At 73.0% G+C, this 24,006-nt stretch carries 22 protein-coding genes; 11 read left to right on the forward strand and 11 right to left on the reverse strand.

Going from position 1 to position 24,006, the window contains the following annotated elements; translation table 11 throughout:
- The coding region (locus tag C7C46_RS22320) for an elongation factor G (protein ID WP_110671681.1) at positions 1–1,959 on the forward strand (1,959 nt) is incomplete at its 5' end.
- A gap of 51 nt (positions 1,960–2,010) precedes the next feature.
- Here C7C46_RS22320 and C7C46_RS22325 read toward each other — a convergent pair.
- The gene (locus C7C46_RS22325) at positions 2,011–3,651 is read right to left on the reverse strand and encodes an AMP-binding protein (RefSeq protein ID WP_110671682.1); all 1,641 of its coding nucleotides are present in this window, start codon (positions 3,649–3,651) and stop codon (positions 2,011–2,013) included.
- 111 nt (positions 3,652–3,762) lie between these two features.
- Positions 3,763–4,635 carry an Fpg/Nei family DNA glycosylase gene (locus C7C46_RS22330; protein WP_110671683.1) on the reverse strand — a complete coding sequence of 291 codons (873 nt, stop codon included), beginning with the start codon at positions 4,633–4,635 and terminating at the stop codon, positions 3,763–3,765.
- A 66-nt stretch (positions 4,636–4,701) separates the two neighbouring features.
- Here C7C46_RS22330 and C7C46_RS22335 point away from each other — a divergent pair, with 66 nt between their 5' ends.
- From C7C46_RS22335 to C7C46_RS22350, 5 genes are all read left to right on the forward strand, one after another.
- Positions 4,702–5,610, forward strand: coding sequence for a glutaminase (locus C7C46_RS22335; RefSeq protein WP_110671684.1), 909 nt, complete (start codon positions 4,702–4,704; stop codon positions 5,608–5,610).
- Between the two features lie 79 nt (positions 5,611–5,689).
- A complete protein-coding gene (locus C7C46_RS22340) occupies positions 5,690–6,388 on the forward strand; it encodes a thiaminase II/PqqC family protein (protein WP_110671685.1) in 699 nt (232 codons plus the stop codon).
- Between the two features lie 94 nt (positions 6,389–6,482).
- Positions 6,483–6,644: a hypothetical protein gene (locus C7C46_RS35210; RefSeq protein WP_181442467.1), complete on the forward strand. Its 162-nt coding sequence runs from the start codon at positions 6,483–6,485 to the stop codon at positions 6,642–6,644.
- A 4-nt stretch (positions 6,645–6,648) separates the two neighbouring features.
- Positions 6,649–7,098: an SRPBCC family protein gene (locus tag C7C46_RS22345; protein WP_110671686.1), complete on the forward strand. Its 450-nt coding sequence runs from the start codon at positions 6,649–6,651 to the stop codon at positions 7,096–7,098.
- A 473-nt stretch (positions 7,099–7,571) separates the two neighbouring features.
- A complete protein-coding gene (locus C7C46_RS22350; protein WP_110671687.1) occupies positions 7,572–9,818 on the forward strand; it encodes a protein kinase domain-containing protein in 2,247 nt (748 codons plus the stop codon).
- Positions 9,819–9,931: 113 nt separating this feature from the next.
- Here C7C46_RS22350 and C7C46_RS22355 read toward each other — a convergent pair whose 3' ends face one another.
- The 4 genes from C7C46_RS22355 to C7C46_RS22370 all read right to left on the reverse strand — a co-directional run bounded on the left by C7C46_RS22355 (position 9,932) and on the right by C7C46_RS22370 (position 15,031).
- Positions 9,932–10,975 (reverse strand): alpha/beta hydrolase, encoded by a 1,044-nt coding sequence (locus tag C7C46_RS22355; protein WP_110671688.1) that lies wholly within the window; start codon positions 10,973–10,975, stop codon positions 9,932–9,934.
- Positions 10,976–10,986: 11 nt separating this feature from the next.
- A complete protein-coding gene (locus tag C7C46_RS22360; RefSeq protein WP_245984702.1) occupies positions 10,987–12,246 on the reverse strand; it encodes an esterase/lipase family protein in 1,260 nt (419 codons plus the stop codon).
- A 221-nt stretch (positions 12,247–12,467) separates the two neighbouring features.
- The gene (locus C7C46_RS22365) at positions 12,468–14,105 is read right to left on the reverse strand and encodes an APC family permease (RefSeq protein WP_110671690.1); all 1,638 of its coding nucleotides are present in this window, start codon (positions 14,103–14,105) and stop codon (positions 12,468–12,470) included.
- Positions 14,106–14,590: 485 nt separating this feature from the next.
- Complete coding sequence (locus C7C46_RS22370; protein ID WP_110671691.1) at positions 14,591–15,031, reverse strand: DUF6299 family protein; 441 nt, start codon at positions 15,029–15,031, stop codon at positions 14,591–14,593.
- Between the two features lie 225 nt (positions 15,032–15,256).
- On the opposite strand from C7C46_RS22370, the gene C7C46_RS22375 reads away from it, so the two are divergent.
- Positions 15,257–16,147: a hypothetical protein gene (locus C7C46_RS22375; RefSeq protein ID WP_110671692.1), complete on the forward strand. Its 891-nt coding sequence runs from the start codon at positions 15,257–15,259 to the stop codon at positions 16,145–16,147.
- A 141-nt stretch (positions 16,148–16,288) separates the two neighbouring features.
- A complete protein-coding gene (locus tag C7C46_RS22380) occupies positions 16,289–17,194 on the forward strand; it encodes an SGNH/GDSL hydrolase family protein (RefSeq protein WP_110671693.1) in 906 nt (301 codons plus the stop codon).
- Here the strand turns inward: C7C46_RS22380 and C7C46_RS22385 are convergent.
- From C7C46_RS22385 to C7C46_RS22395, 3 genes are read right to left on the reverse strand one after another with little or no spacing between them, the layout of a single operon-like run.
- Positions 17,163–17,861, reverse strand: coding sequence for a bifunctional 4-hydroxy-2-oxoglutarate aldolase/2-dehydro-3-deoxy-phosphogluconate aldolase (locus tag C7C46_RS22385; RefSeq protein WP_220040673.1), 699 nt, complete (start codon positions 17,859–17,861; stop codon positions 17,163–17,165). The two genes, C7C46_RS22380 and C7C46_RS22385, sit on opposite strands and share 32 nt — an antisense overlap.
- Positions 17,858–19,456, reverse strand: coding sequence for an N-acyl-D-amino-acid deacylase family protein (locus C7C46_RS22390; RefSeq protein ID WP_110671694.1), 1,599 nt, complete (start codon positions 19,454–19,456; stop codon positions 17,858–17,860). Before C7C46_RS22390 ends, C7C46_RS22385 begins: the two co-directional genes overlap by 4 nt.
- The gene (locus C7C46_RS22395) at positions 19,456–20,703 is read right to left on the reverse strand and encodes an alanine racemase (protein WP_220040674.1); all 1,248 of its coding nucleotides are present in this window, start codon (positions 20,701–20,703) and stop codon (positions 19,456–19,458) included. The genes C7C46_RS22390 and C7C46_RS22395 overlap by 1 nt, the downstream gene beginning before the upstream one ends.
- Before the next feature lie 117 nt (positions 20,704–20,820).
- On the opposite strand from C7C46_RS22395, the gene C7C46_RS22400 reads away from it, so the two are divergent.
- Genes C7C46_RS22400 through C7C46_RS22410 form a run of 3 tightly spaced genes read left to right on the forward strand, consistent with a single transcriptional unit; the run spans position 20,821 to position 23,002 of the window.
- A complete protein-coding gene (locus tag C7C46_RS22400; protein ID WP_281278576.1) occupies positions 20,821–21,804 on the forward strand; it encodes a sugar kinase in 984 nt (327 codons plus the stop codon).
- Positions 21,801–22,541: an IclR family transcriptional regulator gene (locus C7C46_RS22405; RefSeq protein WP_110671695.1), complete on the forward strand. Its 741-nt coding sequence runs from the start codon at positions 21,801–21,803 to the stop codon at positions 22,539–22,541. Before C7C46_RS22400 ends, C7C46_RS22405 begins: the two co-directional genes overlap by 4 nt.
- Before the next feature lie 53 nt (positions 22,542–22,594).
- On the forward strand, positions 22,595–23,002 hold the full coding sequence (locus C7C46_RS22410) for a RidA family protein (protein ID WP_110671696.1): 408 nt from the start codon (positions 22,595–22,597) through the stop codon (positions 23,000–23,002).
- 91 nt (positions 23,003–23,093) lie between these two features.
- Here the strand turns inward: C7C46_RS22410 and C7C46_RS22415 are convergent, their stop codons facing one another.
- Positions 23,094–23,687, reverse strand: coding sequence for an acyl-CoA thioesterase (locus C7C46_RS22415; RefSeq protein ID WP_110671697.1), 594 nt, complete (start codon positions 23,685–23,687; stop codon positions 23,094–23,096).
- Positions 23,684–23,995, reverse strand: coding sequence for a hypothetical protein (locus C7C46_RS22420; RefSeq protein WP_110671698.1), 312 nt, complete (start codon positions 23,993–23,995; stop codon positions 23,684–23,686). The genes C7C46_RS22415 and C7C46_RS22420 overlap by 4 nt, the downstream gene beginning before the upstream one ends.
- Between the last annotated feature and the right edge of the window lie 11 nt (positions 23,996–24,006).

Here is a 24,006-nt window from a genome sequence, read left to right on the forward strand (position 1 = left end):
CTGGCGGTGGCCGCCGGCGCGCTGAGCCGGGCCGGCCGGGTGAGCGAGGGCAGCACGGTGAGCGACCACGAGGAGATCGAGCACCAGCAGCAGCGCTCGGTCCGGCTCGCCCTGGTACCGGTGGAGTGGCGCGGCGTCAAGATCAACCTGCTCGACCCGCCGGGCCACGCCGACTTCGCCGGCGAGCTGCGGGCAGCCCTGCACGCCGCCGACGCCGCCGTCTTCGTGGTCTCCGCCACCGACCTGCCGGGCGACACCGGCAGCCCCGAGCAGACCTCCCCCACTCTGGCGCTGTGGCGCGAGTGCGCGGCGGCGGGGCTGCCGCGAGCCATCGCCGTCACCCACATGGATGCGGCCCGGGCCGACTTCGACGAGGTCCTGACGGCCTGTCGGCAGGCCTTCGGCGAGGGCCACCCGGACTCGGTGCAACCGGTCGACCTCCCGGTGCGCACCGACGGCCAGGTGCGCGGCACCGTCGAGTTGCTCTCCGGCGAGACGCACGGCGCCGCCGCCCCGCTGCCGCCCACCGAGCCGGCCCGCGAACAGCTGGTGGAGGCGATCGCCGGCGAGGACGACGAGCTGATGGAGCGCTACCTCGGCGGCGAGACCCTGGACGGGGCGGCGCTGGCCCGCGGCCTGCACGGCGCGCTGGGCCAGGACACGCTCCACCCGGTGCTGCCCGTCACCGAGGACGGCACCGGCGCGGTGGACCTGCTGGACCTGATCGTCACCGCCTTCCCGCCGCCCACCGAGCGCCCGCTGCCCGAGCCGCTGGCCGCCCGCCCGCAGGGCACCGGCCCGGACTCCCCGCTGGTCGCCCAGGTAATCCAGAACACCGGCGACCAGTACGTGGGCCGGCTCAGCCTGGTCCGGGTGCTGGCCGGCACCCTGCTGCCCGACCTGGGCGTGCAGGTGGCCGGTGCCGAGGCCCGGGTGGCGGGGCTGACCAGCCCGTTCGGCAAGCTGCAGCGGGCCGTCCCGCACGCGCCGGCCGGCGACCTGGCCTGCGTGGGCAAGCTGACCGCCCAGGTCGGCGACACGCTGTGCGACCCGGCCGCGCCGCTCACCCTGCCGCGCTGGGAGCTGCCCGAGCCGCTGCTGCCGGTCGCGGTGCGGGCCCGCAGCCGCAGCGACGAGGACAAGCTCGCCCAGTCGCTGGCCCGGCTGACCGCCGAGGACCCGACGGTGCGGGCCGAGCAGAACCCGGACACCCACCAGCTGGTGCTGTGGTGCACCGGCGAGGCACACGCGGGCGTGGTGCTGCACCGGTTGGCCGAGCAGTACGGCGTCCAACTGGACCAGGTCGACTACCAGGTGGCGCTGCGTCAGACCTTCGCCGGCCCGGCCACCGGGCACGGCCGGCTGGTCAAGCAGTCCGGCGGCCACGGCCAGTACGCGATCTGCGACCTGCAGGTGGAGCCGCTGCCGGCCGGCGGCGGCTTCGAGTTCGTCGATCGGGTGGTCGGCGGCGCGGTGCCGCGCCACTACGTCCCCTCGGTGGAGAAGGGCGTGCGAGCCCAGCTGGCGAACGGGGTGGGCAACGGTTACCCGCTGGTGGACCTGCGGGTGACGCTGCTGGACGGCAAGGCGCACTCGGTCGACTCCTCGGACGCCGCCTTCCAGACGGCCGCGGCCCTGGCGCTCAAGGACGCGGCGGGCCAGGCCTCGCTGCGGCTGCTGGAGCCGGTCGCCGAGGTGGGCGTGCTGGTGCCGGACGAGTACCTGGGCGCCGTCTTCAACGACCTGTCGGGGCGGCGCGGCCGGGTGCTGGGCACCGAGGCGGCCGGGCCGGGCCGCAGCCTGCTGCGGGCCGAGGTGCCGGAGCTGGAGCTGAGCCGGTACGCGGTCGAGCTGCGCGCCCTCACCCACGGCACCGGCTCGTTCACCCGCGCCCCGCTGCGCTACGAGCCGATGCCGCCCGCCCTGGCCGCCAAGGTGCCCGCCCCCGAACCGGGCTGACCGGCCAGGGGCGGACCGGCCCCCGGCCGGACAGGACCTGACCGGCCAGGCCTAGCCGGGCAGTCCCTGGCCGAGCAGCCGCACCGACTCCTCGCGCATCTCCACCTTGCGGACCTTGCCGGTCACCGTCATCGGGAACGCCTCCACCAGGTGGACGTAGCGCGGGATCTTGTAGTGCGCCAGCCGCCCGGTGCAGAAGGTGCGCAGCGCCTCGGCGGTCAGCTCAGGCGCGCCGGGGCGCAGCCGGATCCAGGCCATCAGCTCCTCGCCGTACTTCTCGTCCGGCACCCCGACCACCTGGGCGTCCAGCACGTCGGGGTGGGTGAGCAGGAACTCCTCGATCTCGCGCGGGTAGATGTTCTCGCCGCCGCGGATCACCATGTCCTTGATCCGTCCGGTGATCGCCAGGAAGCCGTCCTGGTCCATCACCGCCAGGTCGCCGGTGTGCATCCAGCCCTCGGCGTCGACGGCCTCGGCGGTCTTGGCCGGCTCCTCCCAGTAGCCGAGCATCACCGAGTAGCCGCGGGTGCAGAGCTCGCCGGCGCTGCCGCGCGGCACGGTGGCCCCGGTGACCGGGTCGACCACCTTGACCTCCAGATGCGGCCCGACCCGCCCGACGGTGCGGATCCGCTGCTCGAAGGCGTCGTCGGTGCGGGTCTGGGTGGAGACCGGGGAGGTCTCGGTCATGCCGTAGCAGATGGACACCTCGCGCATGTTCATCTTCTCGATGACCTGCCGCATCACCTCGGCCGGGCAGGGCGAGCCGGCCATGATGCCGGTGCGCAGCGAGCCGAGCTCGTGCCGGTCGAAGGAGGGGTCGTTGAGGAGGGCGATGAACATGGTCGGCACGCCGTAGAGCGAGGTGCAGCGCTCGGCGGCCACGGCGGCCAGGGTGGCGGCGGGGTCGAAGGCGGGGGCCGGGATCACCACGCAGGCGCCGTGCGAGGTGGCGGCCAGATTGCCCATCACCATGCCGAAGCAGTGGTAGAACGGCACGGGCACGCAGATCCGGTCCTGCTCGGTGTACCCGCACAGCTCGGCGACGAAGTACCCGTTGTTCAGGATGTTGCGGTGGGAGAGGGTGGCGCCCTTGGGGAAGCCGGTGGTGCCCGAGGTGTACTGGATGTTGATCGGGTCGTCCGGCGACAGGCCCGCGGTGATCGCCGCCAGCTCGGCCGGGTCGGCCTGCTGACCGGCCGTCAGCACCCCGGCCCAGGAGTCCTCGCCGATCAGCAGCACCTCGCGCAGCTCGGGGCAGTTCGGCCGGGCCTCGGCCAGCATCCCGGCGTAGTCGGAGCTCTTGTGGGCGGGCATCGCCACCACGGTGCGCGCGCCGGACTGGCGCAGCACGTACTCCAGCTCGTGGGTGCGGTAGCCGGGGTTGATGCTGACCAGGATCGCGCCGAGGCGGGCGGTGGCGTACTGCAGCAGCACCCACTCCGGGCAGTTCGGCGACCAGATGCCGACCCGGTCGCCGGTGCGCACCCCGAGTGCGAGCAGGCCGCGGGCCACCACGTCCACCTCGGCGAGCAGCTCGCGGTAGCTCCAGCGGCGCCCGCTCGGCAGGTCGACCAGGGCCTCGCGGTCGCCGTGGGCGGCGGCGGTGCGGGCCAGGTTGGCGCCGATGGTCTCGGTGAGCAGCGGGGGCTCGGCCGGTCCGTGGGCGTGGCTGAGCGGGACGGCGGCGGTCATCGGGCGGCTCCGGCGGCGAAAGCGAGGGTGACGATCGGCTGATCAGCGAGGGTGCCATACCCAGCGCCCCCCGGGCCATGCCTGGGCCACCGGGCCCCGCCCGGCGGCGGCCTACTTGAGCAGGCGTGACATCCGACGGTCCGCCAGCACCTTGCCGCCGGTCTGGCAGGTCGGGCAGTACTGCAGCGCGGAGTCGGCGAAGGACACCTCGCGGATGGTGTCCCCGCAGACCGGGCACGGCAGGCCGGCCCGGCCGTGCACCCGCAGGCCGGTCTTCTTCTCCGCCTTGAGCTCCCCGGCCGCCAGGCCCCGGGAGCGCTCCACGGCCTCGCGCAGGGTGGCACCGATCGCTCCGTACAGGGTGGCCAGCTCCGTACCGGTGAGCTTGGCGGCAAGCTTGAACGGGGAGAGCTTCGCGGCGTGCAGGATCTCGTCGGAGTAGGCGTTGCCGATCCCCGCCAGCACGCTCTGGTCCCGCAGCACCCCCTTGAGCTGGCGCTTCTCCGCGCGCAGCAGGGCGGCCAGCGACTCCTCGGTGAAGTCGGCGGCCAGCGGGTCGGGGCCGAGCCGGGCGATGCCGGGCACCTCGGCGGGGTCGGCGACGCAGTAGACGGCCAGCCGCTTCTGGGTGCCGGCCTCGGTCAGGTCGAAGCCGGCGGCATCGGGGGAAGGGTCCGCGAGCGCCACCCGCAGCGCGAGCGGTCCCTTGCCGGGGCGCGGCGGCTCGGCGGAGAGCTTCTGCTGCCAGCGCAGCCAGCCGGCCCGGGCCAGGTGCACCACCAGGTGCAGGTCACCGGCGGTGACGACGAGGAACTTGCCGCGCCGCCCGACCGCGCTGACGGTGCACCCCTGGAGCGCGGTGACCGGCGGGTCGTAGGTCTTGAGCACGTTGACCGCCACGGCGTACACCCGCCCGATCTGCCGGCCGACCAGGTGCTCGGCCAGGAAGGCGGACAGGGCTTCGACTTCGGGCAGTTCCGGCACCCTCCCAGTCTGCCCCGCCCGCACCGCCGGGCCACGGCGCCACACCAGGACAAATATGGTGATCACATGGACCTCCGCCGTGAACTGCAGCGCGCCCACGACGCCGCGCGCCCGACCCTGGCCACCGGCCGGGTGGCCGACTACATCCCGGCCCTCGGCGCGGCCGACCCGAACGCCTTCGGGCTCGCGCTCGCCACGGTGGACGGCGAGGTGCACGGCGTCGGGGACTGGCAGACCGACTTCTCCATCCAGTCGGTCTCCAAGCTCTTCACCCTCGCCCTCGCGCTGGCCACCGGCGAGGCGGTCTGGCACCGGGTCGGCCGCGAGCCCTCCGGCACCCCGTTCAACTCGCTGGTCCAGCTGGAGACCGAGCACGGGATCCCGCGCAACCCGTTCATCAACGCGGGCGCCGTGGTGGTCACCGACCGGCTGCTCACCCTGACCGGCGACGCGGCCGGCGCCGTGCGCGAGTTCCTGCGCGCCGAGTCCGGCAACCCGCGGCTGGACACCGACCTGGTGGTCGCCGCCTCCGAGGCCGAGCACGGGCACCGCAACGCGGCGCTGGCCCACTTCATCGCCAGCTACGGGAACCTGGAGAACCCGGTCGAGGCGGTGCTGGGCCACTACTACGCGCACTGCGCGATCACCGCCTCCTGCCGCGACCTGGCGCTGGCCGGCCTGTTCCTGGCCCGGCACGGCGTGCGCCGCAACGGCGGCCGGCTGCTCTCGCGCAGCGAGGCCAAGCGGATCAACGCCGTGCTGCTCACCTGCGGCACCTACGACGCGGCCGGCGAGTTCGCCTACCGGGTCGGGCTGCCCGGCAAGAGCGGGGTCGGCGGCGGGATCCTCGCGGTGGTGCCGGGCCGGGGCACCCTCTGCGCCTGGGGCCCGGCGCTGGACCGGGCCGGCAACTCGGTGGGCGCGGTCGCCGCGCTGGACGCCTTCACCACCGCCACCGGCTGGTCCATCTTCTGACGACACGTCAGCCGCCTGCCGGGCGGCGGGTACGGCGGCGGCTAGCCTGGGCGCGCCCCGATGCGACCAGGAGCCGTCGATGACCCCGACACCCCGGGCAGCCCTGCAGGAGCTGCGCGCCGAGCTGACCCCGGCCGAGTCGGCCAACCGGCTGGTGCCCAGGATCGAGCAGGGCAGCGCGCCGGTCCCGCTCCTGGCCGAGCTGGCCGCCCAGCAGTACCGGATCATCCGCAGCGACCGGCGCAGCTTCCTGGTGCTGGCGGCGCGCTGCGCTGACTCCCCGGCCGGCGGCTACTTCAGCCGGCTCGCGGACGGGGAGTCGCTGGCGCTGGCCGCCCTGTCCGGGTACGCCGCCGCCTGCGGGCTCTCCGAGGCCCAGCTGCCCGGGCGCGCCCCGCTGGCCGGCTGCCAGGCCTACCCGCACCAGCTCGCCTGGCTGGCCCTGAACGGCGAGCCGACCGCCGCGGTGCTCGCGCTGGCCGCCAACTTCGCCGCCTGGGGCGGGTACTGCGCCGCCACCGCCCGGGCGCTGCGCCGCCACTACGGGTTCTCCGACGCGGCCTGCGCCTTCTTCGACTTCTTCGCCACCCCGGCCCCCGAGCTGGAGGAGGAGGCCGTCCGGGTGGTCGCCGCGGCCGGCCTGGACGAGGCGCGGCTGGCAGCCGGCCGCGAGTACGGCCGGCTGCTGCAGAGCTACGAGCTGATGTTCTGGAACACCCTGGCCGACCTCTCCCCCGCCGCCGAACCACCGGTCGACCCGGGCCTGGGCCTGGCCTGAGCACCGGCTCTGGTTGCCCCGGTCCGGGCCCCGGGCGCAGGCTGGAGGGGTCGGCGGGCCATCCGGCCGGCCCCTGAAGCGTGGGGAGACAGCGATGTCCACGGTCAGCCCCGAGCCTCCCGGCACGACCGGGGAACCCTCCAAGACGGCCGCGGCGGAGGCGACCGTCGATCTGGAGGGCGTCACCTCCGAGCAGGTGCAGCACGCCCAGGACGAGAACCGCGCGGAGGGCGACCCCTACGAGGACCCGGAGTGATCGGATGCACACCCTGGAAGAGCAGATCGACATCGACGTCCCGGTCCAGGTGGCCTGGGAGCAGCTGCACCGCGTGCAGGACTATCCCCGGTTCGTGGACGGGGTCCGGCACGCCCACTCGCACGGCGGGCACCGGGCGCACCTGGACATCGAGGTGGCCGGCCAGGAGCGGGTCTTCGAGACCGCGATCAAGGACCTCGGCGGCAACCAGGTGATGGACTGGCGCACCCTGGACAGCGCCCACCTGCACGGCACCGTGGTGCTGCGCGAGCTGGACACCGGGTCCACCCAGCTCCAGGTCCGGGTGGAGTACGAGCCCGAAGCCGTCGAGGACACCTTCGGCGGCCCGCACGGCTTCGCCCAGTCCGGCGCCATCGAGCGCACCGTGCGCCACGACCTGGTGCAGTTCAAGGCCCTGGTCGAGGCCGAACGCCCGCTCCCCGGCGGCCCCTGACCGGCTGCGCCCCACCGCCGCCTCCAACTCCGCGCAGGCCCGCACCGCCTCCGCCGACTGCGCCGCTGGCGCCCCGGCCAGCACCAACCCCGTCCGCCTGGTCCGTTCCGCGGCCAGGCGGACGGCCTGGTGCGCGATCCACGCCCGCAGCACGGCCGTCGCAGCCGTAACCGGCACAGCGACGGGCCAGGCACCCGTGATCAGGTCCAGCACACAGATGAAAGCCTGGACCGCCTCCCGATGAAGCGGCTCGATGTCACCCTTCCGGCCGCGATCGACAGGATGCTTCATGGGTCGGTCTGCAACCTCGCCTGACATGTCCACCCGATACCCCCACATGCACTTCACGGCGAACTGCCACAGCCCCCAACCGAAATCTTGGTGAATCGGTGGCCACCAACTCGTCGACACGCTAAGGTTCTAGCACCTTTCGACGCCTTCCCGTCCTGCTCGACCCCTGGCGGGATGAGCGAGTGGAGAGCATCTTGAATAAAGCCATAATTATTGGTATCGACAGCTACCCGGACGCACCACTCCACGGCTGCGTAAATGATGCGAAAGATGTAGCCTCCTGCCTCTCTCTGGAACAGTACGATTTCGACAGTATGGTACTGCTCAACAGCCAGGCAACCCGGAGCAACATCCTTAGGGAGCTGTCGAAGCTCGCCTACAGCGCCGAAGACCAAGAAAAGGGAGACACGCTGCTCCTGTACTTTGCGGGGCACGGTCAAGTCATGGGCCAGGCCGGGCATCTCGTCACCCACGACGCACAGGACTTTGATCCGGGGATCTCGCTCGCCCATCTCGCGCAGCTCATGGAGTCCGCGAGCCTGGCCTACGACCACGTCATATCCATTCTCGACTGCTGCCACTCCGGCTCTGCATTCACGTGGTCCAACAGCCGGCCCCTCGCTCCGTCCGACGTAGAACGCGAGGTACCGACGGTCAATGAAAGCCGCTGCATCCTCGCCGCATGTCGCCCCGAAGAGACCGCGAAAGAGGTCGGCGAGCGGGGGGTCTTTACCGACACGCTTACCGACGCCCTCCTGGGCGCGGCGGTGAACTGGGACGGCGAAGTTACTCTGATGGGCATATACGAGTACGTGGCCAGCGCCATTCCCAAGGGGATGCAGACCCCGGTCTTCAAGGGCGACATAGCCGGCACGGTGGTCCTTGGCAGCGGCTTCGAACCTCGCCAGGGCAGGCCGATCGAGCGGAGCGAGCGCTCACGCCTCATGTCAAAGGCGCAGACCTTGGTTGATCAGTACTACTACCTACAGTTGCGAGAACTCGCCGATCGGGGTGTCCGACTCGACCGCGGGGCACGGCAGTGCGCACTAGAGCTCGAATCGGTAGTGGGGTGGTTCGAGTCGACCGAGAAGGAACTATCGGATCTCCGCCGCGATCCGGATTGGGTCGACCTCAGCCGACGGGTACGAGAGTTCCGCAAGAATCTGTCCGAGGTGAGTGTGGGCGAGGAGACACGGTTCGGTCGAATCACCAGGCACATCGGCCACGGCGGCTACGGGCACGTATGGGAAGTCCAGGGTGCCGACGGCCGGAGCTACGCCCTGAAAATTTTCCATGGAAATGAGCTCGACGATGCGGTAAAGGTCCAGCGCTTCACCAACGGCTACCTCAACATGCGGAAGCTGGAACATCCTCACATCGTTCGTGTCCATGAAGTCATGGTTGCACCGTTTGGCTTCGCGATGGACTTGATACCTGGCGAAAATCTTCGAAGGACCTATATCGACCGGGACGGTGACGCTTCCGTCGCCCTGCGCCTGATGATCGACATATGCGAAACCGTTCAGCACGCACACTCGAAGAAGGTCAGGCACCGCGACATCAAACCGGAGAACATCGTTATTTCCGTGGGTGCAGAAGGACAGCTCGTACCCTACCTGACTGATTTCGACCTCGCCTATCACGAGACCAACAGGACGGTCACGACAAACCTCGGCGTCGGCGGCGTGATCAACTATGCGGCACCTGAGCAACTCTACGAGCCGAACACCAGGTCCGCCCGGAGTGAGACCGTCGACGTTTTCAGTCTCGCTCAACTCATGTTCTTCCTTGTGACCGGCCGCGATCCAAACGCGGAGAACTTCGCGAAGAATCAAGAAGTGCTCCACCGAGAGCTAGCCAGCTGGGTCGATGACCGGGCCTCGCAGGCACTTATGGAGCTGTACAAGCGGGCGACCTCAAAGGCTCCCGGGGATCGACCCCAGACGGTAGTGGATTTCGTCGCGCCCCTTCGCACCGCCGAGGCGATCATTCAGATCGCCAGCGGGACCGAGGACGTCGAGGAGGACGACCTGTGCCGCCGCATCGGGCAACTGTACGCAGGAATGGGCAGATACGACTCCACCAGCGGCCATGTCCAGATGAACAGCGCCTCCGGGCAGGTGGAAGTGATCGCGCGACTGGGGGGAAGCTCGAATAGGCTGGCCGCGACGGTCGAGGTCGAGCTCTCGGTGATGGGCAGCCTCCCTGTCGCATCCCTCAAGTCGGGAAAGGCCGCGAGGGAGTCGATCAACGCAAGGCTCGACCGGGCCTTGCAAAAAAAGTACGGCAACGCCGTGAAGCGGCACCCTGGCAGCAAGGGCGCGTACCAGGTCTTTGTGGTCATCTCAGACGTTCGGTTCAATGTTGCAGGGATCGCCCGGGTCTGCGACGTGATCGCCACGACTGTGGCGAGCATCGAAGGGTCCTGAAGCCAGATGCGCGCCTGGCTGCGCGCTGCCTCCGAGCCCGAGGAGCGGGCCGGTCCCCCACGACCGGCCCGCTCCTCCGAAGGTCGAATTCCAGCGCATCACCTGACGCTCCGTTAGGTGAGCACCTCCACCAGCGCCGCCAGGAACTCCGTCGGCCGCTCCAGGTGCACGCTGTGGCCGGCCCCCTCGATCGCGACCTCGCGGACCTGGCCGCCGGCTGCGGCGTAGCGGGCCAGGGCGGTGCGGGTCTGGGTGACCATCGGCTGGGCGGGGCACTCGGCGGCGCCCGGCCAGCCGGGGACCACGCCCAGGGCGCCCAGGTGGGCCAGGTCGAAGAGCGAGGTGTCGGAGACGATCACGTCGGCGGTGCCGCGGATCCACCGCACCGGCGGCTTGGGCTCGATCAGCTCCAGGTCGTCGATCCGGAAGTGCACCGGCGCCATCGAGTTGAGCACCCCGCGGTCGCCGGGGGCGAAGCCGGGCCAGTTCTTGCTCGGGCGGCTGTCGCCGGGGTAGTGGCCGTCGCCGGTCCGGGTGGTCAGCATGGCGGCCAGATAGCGGTCCGGGTCGGCCAGCGGGGTGCTGACGTAGGCGGTGTCCAGCACGGTGCGCGGCGCGAACGGCGAGTCGGCGCCCGTCTCGCCCTCGCGCAGCAGCCGGACGAACTCCGCCGCCGCGCCACCGGCGCCCGAGCCGGCGCCGTCGGGCGAGTTGAGCTGCCCGTCCGGGCCGTGGGTGCCGCCGAAGCCGTACGGCGAGACCGGGTTGACCAGGGTGGCCGAGCGGACCAGTTCCGGGCGGTCGCGCAGCAGTTGCAGCACCACGCCGCCGCCCATGCTCCAGCCGACCAGGTGGACCGGGCCGAGCCCCAGTGCCCGGACGAAGGAGAGCAGGTCCTCGCTGTGGTCGCGCAGGCCCCGGGTCGCGTTGACCGGCAGCGGCTCGGTGCCGCCGAAGCCGCGCAGGTCGGGGGCGAGCGGGCGGTAGCGGGCGGGCAGTTGGGCCATGGTCGGGTGCCAGAAGACCCCGGAGGAGACGTTGCCGTGCACCAGGACCACCGGCTCGCCGGTGCGGCCCGCGATCTCGGCGTAGTTGACGGTCAGCCGGTCGGTGGTGATCAGCCGGTCGGCGGCGATCTGCCGCTCCTCGATGCTCATGTGACGTGCTCTCAGTTCAGCCAGCCGGCGACCTGCGCACTGGCGGCGCCGTCCCAGCCGAGTTCCAGGTGGTTGGCGGTGGCGACCAGTGCGGTGCCACCGACGGTGCCGAAGCCGGTGGTGTCCAGGGCGCTGGCCTCGAAGACCACGCCGTCGCTGGGGCCGCGGTTCTCGTTGAAGATGCCGAGGATGTTGGGTGTGCCGCCCGCGAGCAGGTAGCCGGTCACCGTGCTCGGCACCCCGGCCTTCTGCAGCGGGGCGACCAGCGAGCCGGCGTCGATCGCCGCCTGGATGCCGCCGCCGTCGGTGTAGTAGCCCTGGCCGCCGTAGTAGGTGGTGTACCAGTCCTGCTGGGTCTGGTCGACGCCGAAGACCGAGTCCCAGCGGGCCAGCATCTGCCGCTGACCCGGGTAGTCGTCGTACCCGCCGCTCGGGGTGAAGGAGAACTCGGGGTGCGCGGTGTACGTGCCGTAGCAGGTCATGTGCAGGTGCGGGGAGGGGGCGTTGACCGCGCCGCCGCACTCCGGCCAGATCGAGAAGTCGTGCGCCCAGCCGTGCGCGAAGGGGTAGTCGTAGCCGCCGTTCGGGCCGCCCAGAGTGATCAGCTTGCGCACGTCGCCGGCGTACGAGCGGCCCCAGCCGGGCTTGACCGAGGAGACGTAGGCCCGGGTGGACATCTCCCCCTTGCTCCAGCCGACCAGGTCCACCTTGGGGACCCCGAGCTTGGCCTTGATCAGCGCGACGGCGTCGCCGACCTCCTGGGCCTGCATCAGGTTGTCGCCCTGCTTGTGCGCGAAGCCGATCGCGAAGACCCGGTAGCCGCGGCCGGACAGGTACTGCATCAGGCCGGTGCTCGGGCAGGAGGCGGTGCCGCAGCCGTAGCCGCCGGACTCGCCCGGGTTGGCCCAGGCCCGGTCCGGGTTGTCGTTGGCGCCGTGCACCAGCAGCACCGGCACCTGGTGGCTGCCGGTGTTCCAGCCGGGGGCCGAGTAGAGCAGGAACCGGCCGGAGAACGGCTGCTTGACGCCGCCGAAGAAGGTGAGCCGCTGGCCGTCCTGGTCTCCGCGGCCGTCCGGGGGGTACTGCTCCTGGTGGAAGCCGGACGTGCTGTCCAGGTAGCGCTCGACGTGGTCCCAGCCGTTGGCGACGCTGCCGTAGCTCGCCTCCATCGTCAGGTAGGACGGCACCGCCGCCGCGGCCGGCCCCGCTTGGACCAGGGCGCCGGTCAACGCCAGTACCGCCGCGAGCAACCAGCCCATGTGTCTGCGCATACCGCGTCCACTCCTCCACGCCGAGGGTCCAGTGCGGGACACGCTAGGACGGGCGGGGTGCCACCCCCCATGGCGGTCGCGCACACCTCGGGCGGCCCGGTGTGTGCGCGGGCCACCTACCGCTCGGCGGTGGCGAACCGCGGATCGGTGGCACGGGGGACGGTACGCCCGAAGGCGCGCCGGGTCGGCGCGCCTTCGGGCACGGCGGAACTGACGGGCGGTCAGTGACCGCCGGCGTCGACCACCTCGATGGCGCCGATGTTCTCCTCGATCTCCTCGGCGGGCAGCGCCACCGCGCGGGCCCAGAAGTAGATCGCCAGCGAGAAGGCGGCCACCAGGGCCATGTCCGCGTAGAGCGGGATGACGTCCAGCGAGCCCGCGCCGAAGCCGCCCAGCTTGGAGATGATCCCCAGGCCCGCCAGGTAGACCGGCAGCCACTGCGCGGACTTCCAGTTGAGCTTGGGCGCGTCCGGCAGGCCCTTGCGGATGGCGTACAGCGCGTAGGACCCGAGCAGCAGGTAGCCGATCAGGATCGCCACGCCCAGGCGCCACAGGGTGTCCCAGCCGGCCCAGTAGATGATCAGACCGGCGATCACGAAGGAGGCCGGGGAGACGATCTCGGCCAGGGGCAGCCGGTAGGGCCGCTCACGGGCCGGCAGCCGCTTGCGGAAGGCGCCGAGCGCCAGCGGGGCACCGGCGTACATCAGCACGCTGGCCGAGGAGATGAAGCTGACCAGCTTCTGCCAGCTCGGGAACGGCAGGAAGCAGAGCACGCCGGTGGCGAAGGCCATGAGCAGGCCGAACCACGGCACGCCGTTGGCGTCGGTCTGCTCGAACTCCTTCGGCACGTAGCCGTTGCGGCTCAGGCCGTAGGAGATCCGCGAGGTGGAGGTGGTGTAGATCAGGCCGGTGCCGGCGGGCGAGATCACCGCGTCCGCCCGCAGGACCAGGGCCAGCCAGCCCAGGCCGATGACGGTGGCCAGACCCGCGAACGGGCCCTCGATGCCCTGGTAGGCCAGGTCGGCCCAGCCCTTGACGAAGGAGCTGCCCGGCAGCGCGCCGATGTAGACCACCTGCAGCAGGGTGTAGATCAGGGTGCCGATCACCACCGAGCCGATCACCGCGCGGGGCAGGTCGCGTTGCGGGTTGCGGCTCTCGCCGGAGAGCTGGATCGCCTGCTCGAAGCCGAGCAGCGAGAAGATGATGCCGCTGGTGCTGATCGCGCCGAGCACGCCCTTGACGCCGAACGGCATGAACCCGTGCGAGGTGAAGTTGCCCGGGTGGAAGTGGGTCAGCGCCAGGACGAAGATCAGGCCCAGCGGGACGGCGACCTTCCACCAGGTGGCCACGCTGTTGGTGAGTGCCAGCAGGCGCACGCCCAGGAAGTTGACGGCCACGAAGACCGCCATCAGCACGATGGCGACCAGGAAGCCGGTCACGGTCAGCGTGCCGTTGTCGTGCTGCAGGCCCGGGAACACCGACTTGGAGTAGCCGATCATGGCCTCGACCTCGATCGGCGCCACGGTGGCCGCCTGGAGCCAGGAGAACCAGCCGAAGCTCATGCCGGCCAGGCCGCCGAACGCGTAGTGCGGGTAGCGCGCGGTGCCGCCCGACACCGGGAACAGGCCGCCCAGCTCGGCGTGCACCAGCGCGAGCAGGACGATGGCCACCGCCCCGATCCCCCACGAGATGACGGCCGCGGGTCCGGCGACGACCACCGCGTTCTTCGCCCCGAAGAGCCAGCCGGATCCGATGATCGACCCGACCGAGGCCCAGAGCAGGCCGATCAGGCCGATCTCGCGCTTGAGCTTGGTGCCGGTTCCGGCGCCCTGCCGGGCTATTTTGTCAACAACTGCCATGTGTGGGGACCCTCTTCAAGGACGGCGGGACGAGAGTGCGGTGAACGCTAGCCGTCGATTAGGGATCTGCAAAGACCCAATTTGCGAATAGTTATGTTCTGCCGCTCCCCATAGCACAGTTTTCTGAGCTCCCAGCAGGCCGCCTACCAGCCGGTACACCCTCCCGTCAGCCCCACGGGCCCGGTTGGCCACTTACCGCCTTCGAAAAGTCCGTACCAATATCTGAGCCGCATTTGAGGTTTCCTGGCCCGTGCGGCATTATCCGGCGCAACTGTCGTTCATATACTTTATCGACACCGCATACCGATGCAGCGACACGCCGGTGGAATGGGGTGCACGGGGGGCGCGTTCAGGCCCACTGGCGGGATTGTGACGGCAATTCAGCTCAAATTCCGCTCAAGTCCCGCGGGGCCCCGAAGACGGCCCTGCGCCCCTCGGCCAACGGCCGAGGGGCGCAGGGGGCTGCCGTGGCTGCCGGGCGGCGCTCAGTTCGGCGCGGCCACCAGGCTGATCGGCTCCCGGTCGGCGGCCAGCAGCACCGGCAGCGGCAGGCCCGAGGAGGTGTCGAGCTTCAGCAGGGTCGCCTCCACCTCGGCCGGCCCGGTCTGCAGCGCGGAGCGGCGCGGCGTGTCCTGGTTGGTCCAGCTGTGCTCGCGCCCGTCGCAGGTGGCGGCGGTCCCGCCGATCCCGTGCTCCTCACTGCCCGCGCGCAGCTTGCTGGAGACGAGGACGGTGCCGGACGCGGTGCACCGGTAGCTGCCGGAGAGGGTGACCGTGCCGTCCGCGGCCAGCGTGCCGGTGGGCGCGACGGTGACGGCCGAGCCGCCGGCCGACCGCTCGGCGGCCCCGGCCGGTGCGGCGGTGGCCAGCGGGACCAGCAGCAGGGTGCCGGCCAGCACGGCGACGGCGGTGGGACGAAGGGCCACGACTACCTCCCGTAACACTCTCCGCACAGTGGATTACCGTGCGTCAGCGCCAGTGGTACCGCCGGAGCCCGGACTCGGGCCGCATTCTCGCCCGTTCGGCGGCGTGTCCCGCCCGTGGCGGGGGCCGGGCCGCGGCTGATGTTGCTCGCCGCCGGGCCGCTGCGGCAGGCTCGTGACCAGCGGACACACCGGCTGGCCGCCCGTGACCTCGGAGGACAGCCCGCGATGACGACCCCCCAGGCCCCCGAGACCCCCGAGCGCGCGATCCCCGTGCTCTTCTCCGGGCTCTGCGACGACGCCGCGCTGTTCCCGCCCGGCGAGCTGGCGCCGGCCCAGGCGGTGCCGGCGCACCTGGCGCACCGCTCGGCCTGGTACGCCGACCTGGTCGGCCCCTTCCTGTGCGGCCCGGCCCGGATCGACCCGCTGGCCGAGCTGGTCGGCGCGGACGAGGGGCTGGACGTCTCGCTGGTCGTGCCGGAGGGCAGCGCGGGCCTGGCGCCGGCGCTGCGCGCGATCGCGGCCAGGCCCCAGCTGCGGCTGGCCGGGATCGAGGTGCCGGCCGACCGGCTGGACGACGCGGCCGAGGGCGTGCGCCGGGTCCGCGCCGAACTGGACCGGCTGCTGCCCGAGTGGCCGCCCGGGCTGCCGGTCGCCGTCGAGCTCGACCGCGGCCCGCAGCTGCTGCTCGCGCTGGACGCCCTGGAGGGCGGGCCGTACCGGGCCAAGTTCCGCACCGGCGGGACGGTGGCCCAGGCCTTCCCCGGCGAGCTGGAGCTGGCCTCCTTCCTGTATGCGGCGGTCTACCGCAAGCTCCCGTTCAAGTGCACGGCCGGGCTGCACCATGCGGTCCGGCACGAGGACGCCGGGACCGGGTTCGCGCACCACGGGTTCCTCAACGTGCTGCTGGCCACCCATGCGGCGCTCGGCGGTGCCGAGCACCCGGAGCTGGTCGAGTTGCTGCGCGAGCAGGACGGGGCGGTGGTGGCCGCGCGGGTGGCCGCGCTGACGGCGGGCGAGCAGCGGGCGGCCCGGGCGGCGTTCACCGGCTTCGGCACCTGCAGCATCGGTGAGCCGCTGGCGGACCTGGCGGCGCTCGGGCTGGTGCGGATCCCGTAGCGGGATCAGGCGCCGACGCCGGGCGGTGCTCCAGAAACTCCTGTTCAACCCCTTATCCGTGGCCGCTACCAGGCAGTAGCCTCACCGCGTTCCACCCGCGTCCCGCCATCGGGGCGGCCCGCGGGTGCCTCGGGAGGGCTCATGCGTTCTTCTCTGTCCCGCCGCGCGTCCCACCGCGCCTCGCGCCGGCTGCGGGCGGCCGCCACGGTCGGGCTGCTCGGCGCCACGCTGCTCGGGGCCGGCGCGAGCCCGGCCTCGGCCGCACCGGACCACGCCAGGCACACCCGCTACTACCTGGCGCTCGGCGACTCGCTGGCGGCCGGCTACCAGACGCTTCCGGGCGGTGGCAGCGAGGTGGGCCACGGCTACGCGCAGGACCTCGCGCGCACCCTGCAGGCCCGGGCGGCGGCCGCGCACCGGGGCTTCTCCTTCACCGACCTGGGGTGCCCCGGGGAGACCACCGGCTCGATGCTGGGCGGCGGCTGCCCCTACCCGCACCCCTTCCCCGGCTCCCAGCTGGACGCCGCGGTGGCCTTCCTGAAGGCCCATCACAAGGACGACCTGCTGGTCACGCTGGACATCGGCGCCAACAACGTGGACGGCTGCGCGGCCGGCGGCAGCCTGGACGCGGCCTGCGCGGTCAAGGGCATCGCGACCGCGGGCAAGGACCTGTCCACCATCCTGGACCGGCTGCGGGCGGCCGCCGGACCGCACACCCGGATCGTCGGGATGAACCTCTACGACCCGTTCCTGGCCGCCTGGATGACCGGTCCGCAGGGCAAGGTGCTGGCGGGCCTGTCGGTCCCGCTCGCCGACAGCCTCAACGCCACCCTCGGCCTGGTGGACGCGGCCCACGGGATACCCACGGCCGACGTGGCCAAGGCCTTCTCCACCAACGCCTTCCTCCCCCTGGTCCCGGTGGCCGGCCAGCAGGTCCCGCTCAACGTGGCCCGCATCATGAGCTGGACCAACATGTCCCGCGGCGACATCCACGCCAACGACACCGGCTACCAGGTCATCGCGGACGCCTTCCTCGCGAAGATCTGACCCGCCCGCCACCAGGCGCGCCCCCCACCCGCGCGGGGCGCGCCCGTGTCTGTTCCAGTGCCCCCCGGAACGCCCTGGCCCGGCGGGTCAGTTCGCCCCACTCCCCGGCCGCCACCAGGTCCGGCGCGACCACCTCGCTGCCCGCGCAGACGGCGAGCGCGCCGGCGGCCAGGAAGCTGCCCGCGTTCTGCGCGCTCACCCCGCCGGAGGCCACCAGCGGGGTTGCCGGGTACGGCCCGCGCAGGTCCTTGAAGTAGCCCGGCCCGAACGCGCGGGCCGGGAAGATCTTGACCGCCGCCGCCCCCAGCTCCACCGCCGCCGCCACCTCCGTGGGTGTCAGCGCCCCCATCACCACCGGCGCGGCCCCGGCCGCCCGGGCCACCTCGGCGCGGCAGCCCGGGGTGACCAGGAACTCGGCGCCCGCCCCCAGCCCGTCCCGTGCCTGGCTTTCCGTCAGCACCGTGCCCAGGCCCAGCCGGCACCCCGTCCGCGCGGCCGCCGCCCGCGCCAGGTGGGCCGTCACCCCGTCCGTGGTGCAGGTGAACTCGACCCAGCGGATGCCCCCGGCCACCAGCGCCGCGCACAGGGCGGCGGCATCGGGTATGGACGGCGCTCGGACCACGGCGATGACCGGGTCCGCGGCGAGTTCGGTCAGGAAGTCGGTCACTGGGTTCCTCCCTCGGTGCGCCGCAGCGCCCGCCCGGGCCGCGCGCCCGTGGGGCGGGCGTCCCGCAGCACCGCGGTTCCGTTGACGTAGACGTGCCGGATCCCGACGGCCGGGCGCCGCGGGTCCTCGAAGGTGGCCGCGTCCGCGACCGTCGCGGGGTCGAAGAGCACCAGGTCAGCGTGGTACCCCGGGCGGACCAGGCCGCGCCGCACCAGCCGCAGCCGCCGGGCCGGCCGCCCGGTCATCCGGTGCACCGCCTGCTCGACCGTCAGCACCCCCAACTCCCGTGCGTAGTGGCCCAGGTAGCGCGCGAAGGTGCCCCAGCCGCGGGGGTGCGGGCGGGCCCCGACCAGCAGCCCGTCGCTGCCCGCCGTGTGCGCGGAGTGCCGCATGATCGCCCGCACGTTCTCCTCGTGGCCCACGTGCTGGAGGATCGTGGTGCCCAACTCGTCGGCCTGCAGCAGCTCGAAGCAGACCTCGGTGCCGCTGGTGCCGCGCTCGCGGGCCAGCTCGGCCACCGTGCGCCCGACCACGCCCGCCGACTGCACCGTCCGCACGCCGGAGATCTGCACGGTGGCCCAGTCGACCGTCACCCCGTGGCAGCCGTCACTCCCCCGCTCCTCCCACGCCTGCCGGATCCGCTCGCGCTGCCCGGCGTCGCGCAGCCGGGCCAGCGTCGCCCCCGGCCCGCCCTCGGCGGCCCAACTCGGCAGCAGTGCGGCCAGCGTGGTGGACCCGGGCAGGTACGGATAGCTGTCCAGGGTGAGGTCGCAGCCCGCCGCCACCGCCGCGTCCAGCAGCGCCAGCAGCTCGCCCGCGCGGCCCCGGTTCACCCCGAAGTTCATCGTCGCGTGCGCCAGGTGCAGCGGGCAGCCGGTGGCCAGCGCGATCTCGACCATCTCCGCGTAACCGGCCAACGCCCCTTCCCCGTAGGACCGCTGGTGTGGCGAGTGGTACCCGCCGTGGGCGGCCACCACCTCGCACAGCGCCACCAGTTCGGCCGTGTCCGCGTACATCCCCGGGGTGTAGCTCAGGCCGCTGGACATGCCGACCGCGCCCTCGGCCAGCCCCTGCGCCAGCAGCGCCCGCATCCGGTCCAGTTCGCCGGGGCCCGGCGCCCGCCGCTCCCAGCCCAGCACCAGCGCCCGCAGCGTCCCGTGCGGCACCAGGTAGCAGGCGTTGACCGCGGTCCCGGCCGCGTCCAGCCGGTCCAGGAACTGGCCGACGGTGCGCCAGTTCCAGTCGAAGCCGTCCGGGTCCCCGTTCCACCCGGCCAGCTGCCGGCGCAGCGGCGCCAGGGTCCGCTCGTCCACCGGGGCGTAGGACAGTCCGTCCTGCCCGAGCACCTCGCAGGTCACGCCCTGGGTGACCCGGGACGGGTGGGCCGGCTCGACCAGCAGCTGCAGGTCGGAGTGGGCGTGCATGTCGATGAACCCGGGTGCCAGCACCAGCCCGTCCGCGTCCACGATCTGACGGCCAATCAGTCCGGTGCCGAGCTCCGCGACCATCCCGTCGCGCACCAGGACGTCCGCGCGCACCCCCGGCGCGCCCGACCCGTCCACCACGGTGGCCCCGCGGAACAGCAGCGTGCCCATCAGAAGAAGGTCCGCACCAGGTCGACCACGCGCGGCTCGGCGGCCCCGGCGTCGTCCAGCACCGGGATCAGCGTCCACTTGTCGAAGGCGGTGCAGGGGTGCGACAGCCCGAGCCGGACCACCTCCCCGACCTCGACCGCCGCGCCGCGCAGAAAGGCGTGCTGGTCGTTGACCGCCGTCACGGTGCCCGCCACCGGGCCGCGCCCGCGCACCAGTTGCGGCACCGGCAGGCCCTCGTCGTAGGGCAGGTCGCGCTTGCCCCCGTCCAGCAGGGCGAGGTCGGGCTCGGGCCGGGAGATCACCCGGGCCCAGCCGTGCATCGCCGAGCGCAGGGGCACCGGCCCGGCTCCGCGCGCCAGCGGGGAGATGCCGCGGTAGAACCCGTCGTCATGCACCAGGTAGGCCCCCGAGCGCAGCACCACCTCGGCCTCGGGCAGCGCACCGAGCACGGCGGCCACCTGGTCGAAGTAGGCGCTGCCGCCGGCCGTCAGCACCGCCCGCCCGGTCAGCAGGCCGTCGGCGCGCAGCCGGTGGTACAGCTCGGCCATCCGCTCCAGGTAGCGGGTCACGGCCGCCAGCGAGTCCGCCTGGGCGTCGTGCGCCAACACCCCTTCGTAGCCGCCGATCCCGGCCAGCCGCAGGGTGGGGGCCGCCGCGACCGCCCGGGCCACCGCCAGCGCCGTCGCCAGGTCCCGCACGCCGGTGCGCCCGCCCGGTCCGCCGAGCTCGACCAGCACCTCCACCGGCCGCCGGGCCCCGGCCGCCCGCAGCGCCCGGTCCATCAGCGCGACGGCGGCCTGCGAGTCGACCCAGCTCAGGCAGCTGAACCCCGGGTCGGCGTCCAGCTCGCCGGCCAGCCAGCCGAGCCCGGCCGGGTCGAGCAGGGCGTTGGCGATCAGCACCCGGGCCACCTTGAAGGCGCGGGCGACCCGCAGCTGGGAGAGGTTGGCCAGGGTGATGCCCCAGGCGCCGGCGTCCAGTTGGGCCTGCCACAGGGCCGGGGCCATGGTGGTCTTGCCGTGCGGGGCGAGCCGGACCCCGGCGGTGGTGCACCAGTCGGCCATGGTGCGCAGGTTGTGGGCCAGCGCGCCCGCGTCCAGGGTGAGCAGCGGAGTGCCCAGCCCGTCCAGCGCCGGGCCGCTCGCCAGGTACTCACGCACCGTCAGGCCCCAGGCCCCAGCCGGCACCGCCTTGAACCGCCAGTCGAGTCGCTCCTGCCCGAGCTCGGCCACCCTGGCTTCGTCCACCAGCCACCTCCACCGCTTTGACCTGCATGATTGCACTATCTGCAACACCCTTTGCGCATGCTGCTACGGTGGTTCTAACATGCTGGTCCAGACCAGTCAACGAACGGAGCGTGCCTGGTGACAGCGGTGGAGGCGGTCTGCCTCGGCGAGTCGATGGCCGTGCTGCTGCCGGACCGGCCGGGGTCGCTGGCCGGTGTGGCCTCCTTCTCGGCCGGGGTGGGCGGCGCCGAGTCCAACACGGCCTGCGCGCTGGCGGCCCTCGGGATACCGGCCGCCTGGATCAGCCGGGTCGGTGCCGACGGCTTCGGCGAGCGGCTGCTCGCGGAGCTGGCCGCGCACGGGGTGGACACCTCGGCGGTCGCCGTCGACCCGGGCCGCCCGACCGGGCTCTACATCAAGGAGTGCGGCCCCGCCGGACCGCTCCCGCGCTACTACCGGGCCGGCTCGGCCGCCGCCGCGCTCTCCCCGGCCCTGCTCGCCGACCCCGCCGCCGCACGGCTGCTCGACAGCGCCCGGCTGCTGCACCTGTCCGGCATCACCGCCGCGCTCTCCGACGACTGCCTCGCGCTGCTGCGCGCCCTGCTGGCGGCCCCGCGGCGCGGCCGGCTGGTCAGCTTCGACCTCAACTGGCGGCCGGCCCTGTGGCGTCACCGCGACCCCTCGGTGCTGCCCGGGCTGCTGGACGCCGCCGACCTGGTGCTGCTGGGCGCCGACGAGGCCGCCGCCGCGCTGGGCACCGGGGACCCGGGCGAACTGCGGGCGCTGCTGCCGCACCCGGCCACCCTGGTGGTCAAGGACGGCGACCGGCAGGCGGTCGCCGTCGACCGGGACGGCCGGTGCACCGCCGAGCCCGCGCTGCGCGTCGAGGTGGTCGAGCCCACCGGGGCGGGCGACGCCTTCGCGGCCGGCTACCTGGCCGGCACCCTGCGCGGCCTGGACCAGCGCGGCCGCCTGCGCCTGGGCCACCTGGCGGCCGCCGCGGCGCTGACCGCGCCCGGCGACCAGGGCACCGTGCCGCCGCCCGCGCTCCGGGCCGACCTGCTGGCCGCCTCCCCCGAGCGCTGGGCCGCCCTTCGGGTCACCGCGGACGGCCCGCGATGAGCGGCACCGTCTCGCGGGCCGTCGCCCTGCTCGCCGAACTCGCCGAGGGCGAGCGCTCGCTGGACCAGCTGGCAGCCCTGCTCGGGGTGCACAAGACCACCGTGCTGCGGCTGCTGCAGAGCCTGGAGGAGGGCCGGCTGGTGCACCGGGACGCGGACCACCGCTACTACCTGGGCGCCGGCCTGTTCGCGCTGGCCGGCCGGGCCCTGGAGCAGCGCCCGGTGCGCCGGATCGCCACCGCCCGCCTGGCCGAGCTGAACGCGGCCACCGGCCAGACCGTGCACCTGGCGGCCTTGGAGGGCGAGGAGGTGGTCTACGTCGACAAGTACGAGTCCCGCCAACCGGTGCGGATGTACTCGCGGATCGGGCTGCCGGTGCCGATGCACTGCGCGGCGGTGGCCAAGGTGCTGCTGGCCGGCCTGCCGCCGGGCCGCCGGCAGAAGCTGGTCGCCCGCCTCACCTTCACGCCGTTCACCGAGCGCACCCTGACCACCCCGAAGGCGCTGCTGGCCGAGCTGGACCGGGTGGCCGAGCAGGGCTGGGCGCAGGACCGGGCCGAGCACGAGCCGTTCATGAACTGCGTGGCCGCCCCGGTCCGGGACGCCACCGGGCGGGTGGTCGCGGCCGCCTCGCTCTCCGTCCCGGACCTGGTGCTGCCCTACGAGCAGGTGCTGGAGCTGCTGCCGCAGCTGCGCGCCGCCTGCGCCGCGATCTCCGCCGACTGCGGCGCGAGCTGACCCGCCGTCCGGGGCCGGCCGGCCGGGCCCCGACCACCGAAGAGAGTGACCAGATGAGCGAGAAGACCGAGATCCGCACCGACGGCGCCCCGGCCCCGGCCTGGGTGTTCTCCCAGGGCGTGCGCAAGGGCCCGATCCTGCAGGTCTCCGGCCAGGGCCCGCAGGACCCGGCCACCGGGGCCTACCTGCACGAGGGGGACGTGCGGGCGCAGACCCGGCGGACCCTGGAGAACGTCAAGGCGGTGCTGACCGCCGGCGGCGCCTCGGTGGCGGACGTGGTGATCTTCCGGGTCTACCTGACCACCCGGGCGGACTTCGCGGCGATGAACGAGGTGTACGCCGCGTTCCTGGCGGAGAACCTGGCGGAGGGTGCGGTGAAGCCGTGCCGGACCACGGTCTTCGTGGAGCTGCCGCACGAGGTGATGCTGGTGGAGATCGACGCCCAGGCCGTGGTCGACTGAGCCCGCGCGCCGGGCCCCCGCGCTGCGCGGGGGCCCGGCGGCGGCGCTGACGCCGGGCCAGAACCGACCCGGCGTCAGAACCCACTCGGCGTCAGACCCGGCACAGCGACCGGCCCGGACCCCGCCCCGGCTGCGGGATCTTGTGCAGCGCGACCGGCTGTCGAACCGCCGGGCGAACCGGGCGCCGCTGCGGCATCGCCTTCGGGGTGATCCGCGGCACCGTCACCGCCACCGGGGCGGGGACCGACGGGACGGCCACCGGCCTGGCGCTCAGGTAGTCCGACAGGAACCGCCGCTCCGGCTGGCTGAGCTTGCGCGAGCGCCCCGAGGCACGGTCCCGGGCCACCACCACCGTGCGCGCCGTCATGTAGCGGTCGTGGTCGCGGCAGACGTCCACCCGCACGTGCGCGGAGGAGTTCCCCAGCCGTTCCACCGTCAGCCGCACCTGCAGCGGTTCGGGTTCGTGGTGCAGCTGTGCCAGATAGTCGATCTCGTGCCGGGCGATCAGGAAACCGGCCGGAAAGAGGGAGTCCTGGACGGCCTGCGCGTGGTGGCGGAACAGGTCGTAGATTCCCTCCTGGATGTAGCCGACCAGCCGGGCATTGTTGATGTGCCCGTTCTCGTCCACGTCGCTCCAGCGGGTCGGGCAGCGCAGCACGTGCGCGTTGCGCCAGGCGGCGGTCATCGCGCCTCCGCCCGGGCCGGCGCGGCCTGCGCGGGCGCCAGCGCCCGCTGCAGCCGGGCGTGGTGGTCGGCGCCGGCCGCCCGCATCCGCCCGGTGGTCCGGCCTTCCTCGGCCGCCCCGGCCGCGGTGCGCACCACCAGCGAGTCCATCGCCGTGCCCACCGCCCGGCACAGCTGGGCGACCGCACCGGTGCGGCCGGCCACGTTCTCGCTCCCGGCCCGGCTGGGGAATTCGGCAAGCGCGTTCACCGCGAGCCGCAGTCGGTCGGCCGCGGCCGCACTGCTCGCCGGCTGGCAATTGTCGTGCACGGTGTCTCCCG

The organism is Streptomyces tateyamensis (assembly GCF_003205575.1).
GTDB lineage: Bacteria > Actinomycetota > Actinomycetes > Streptomycetales > Streptomycetaceae > Kitasatospora > Kitasatospora tateyamensis.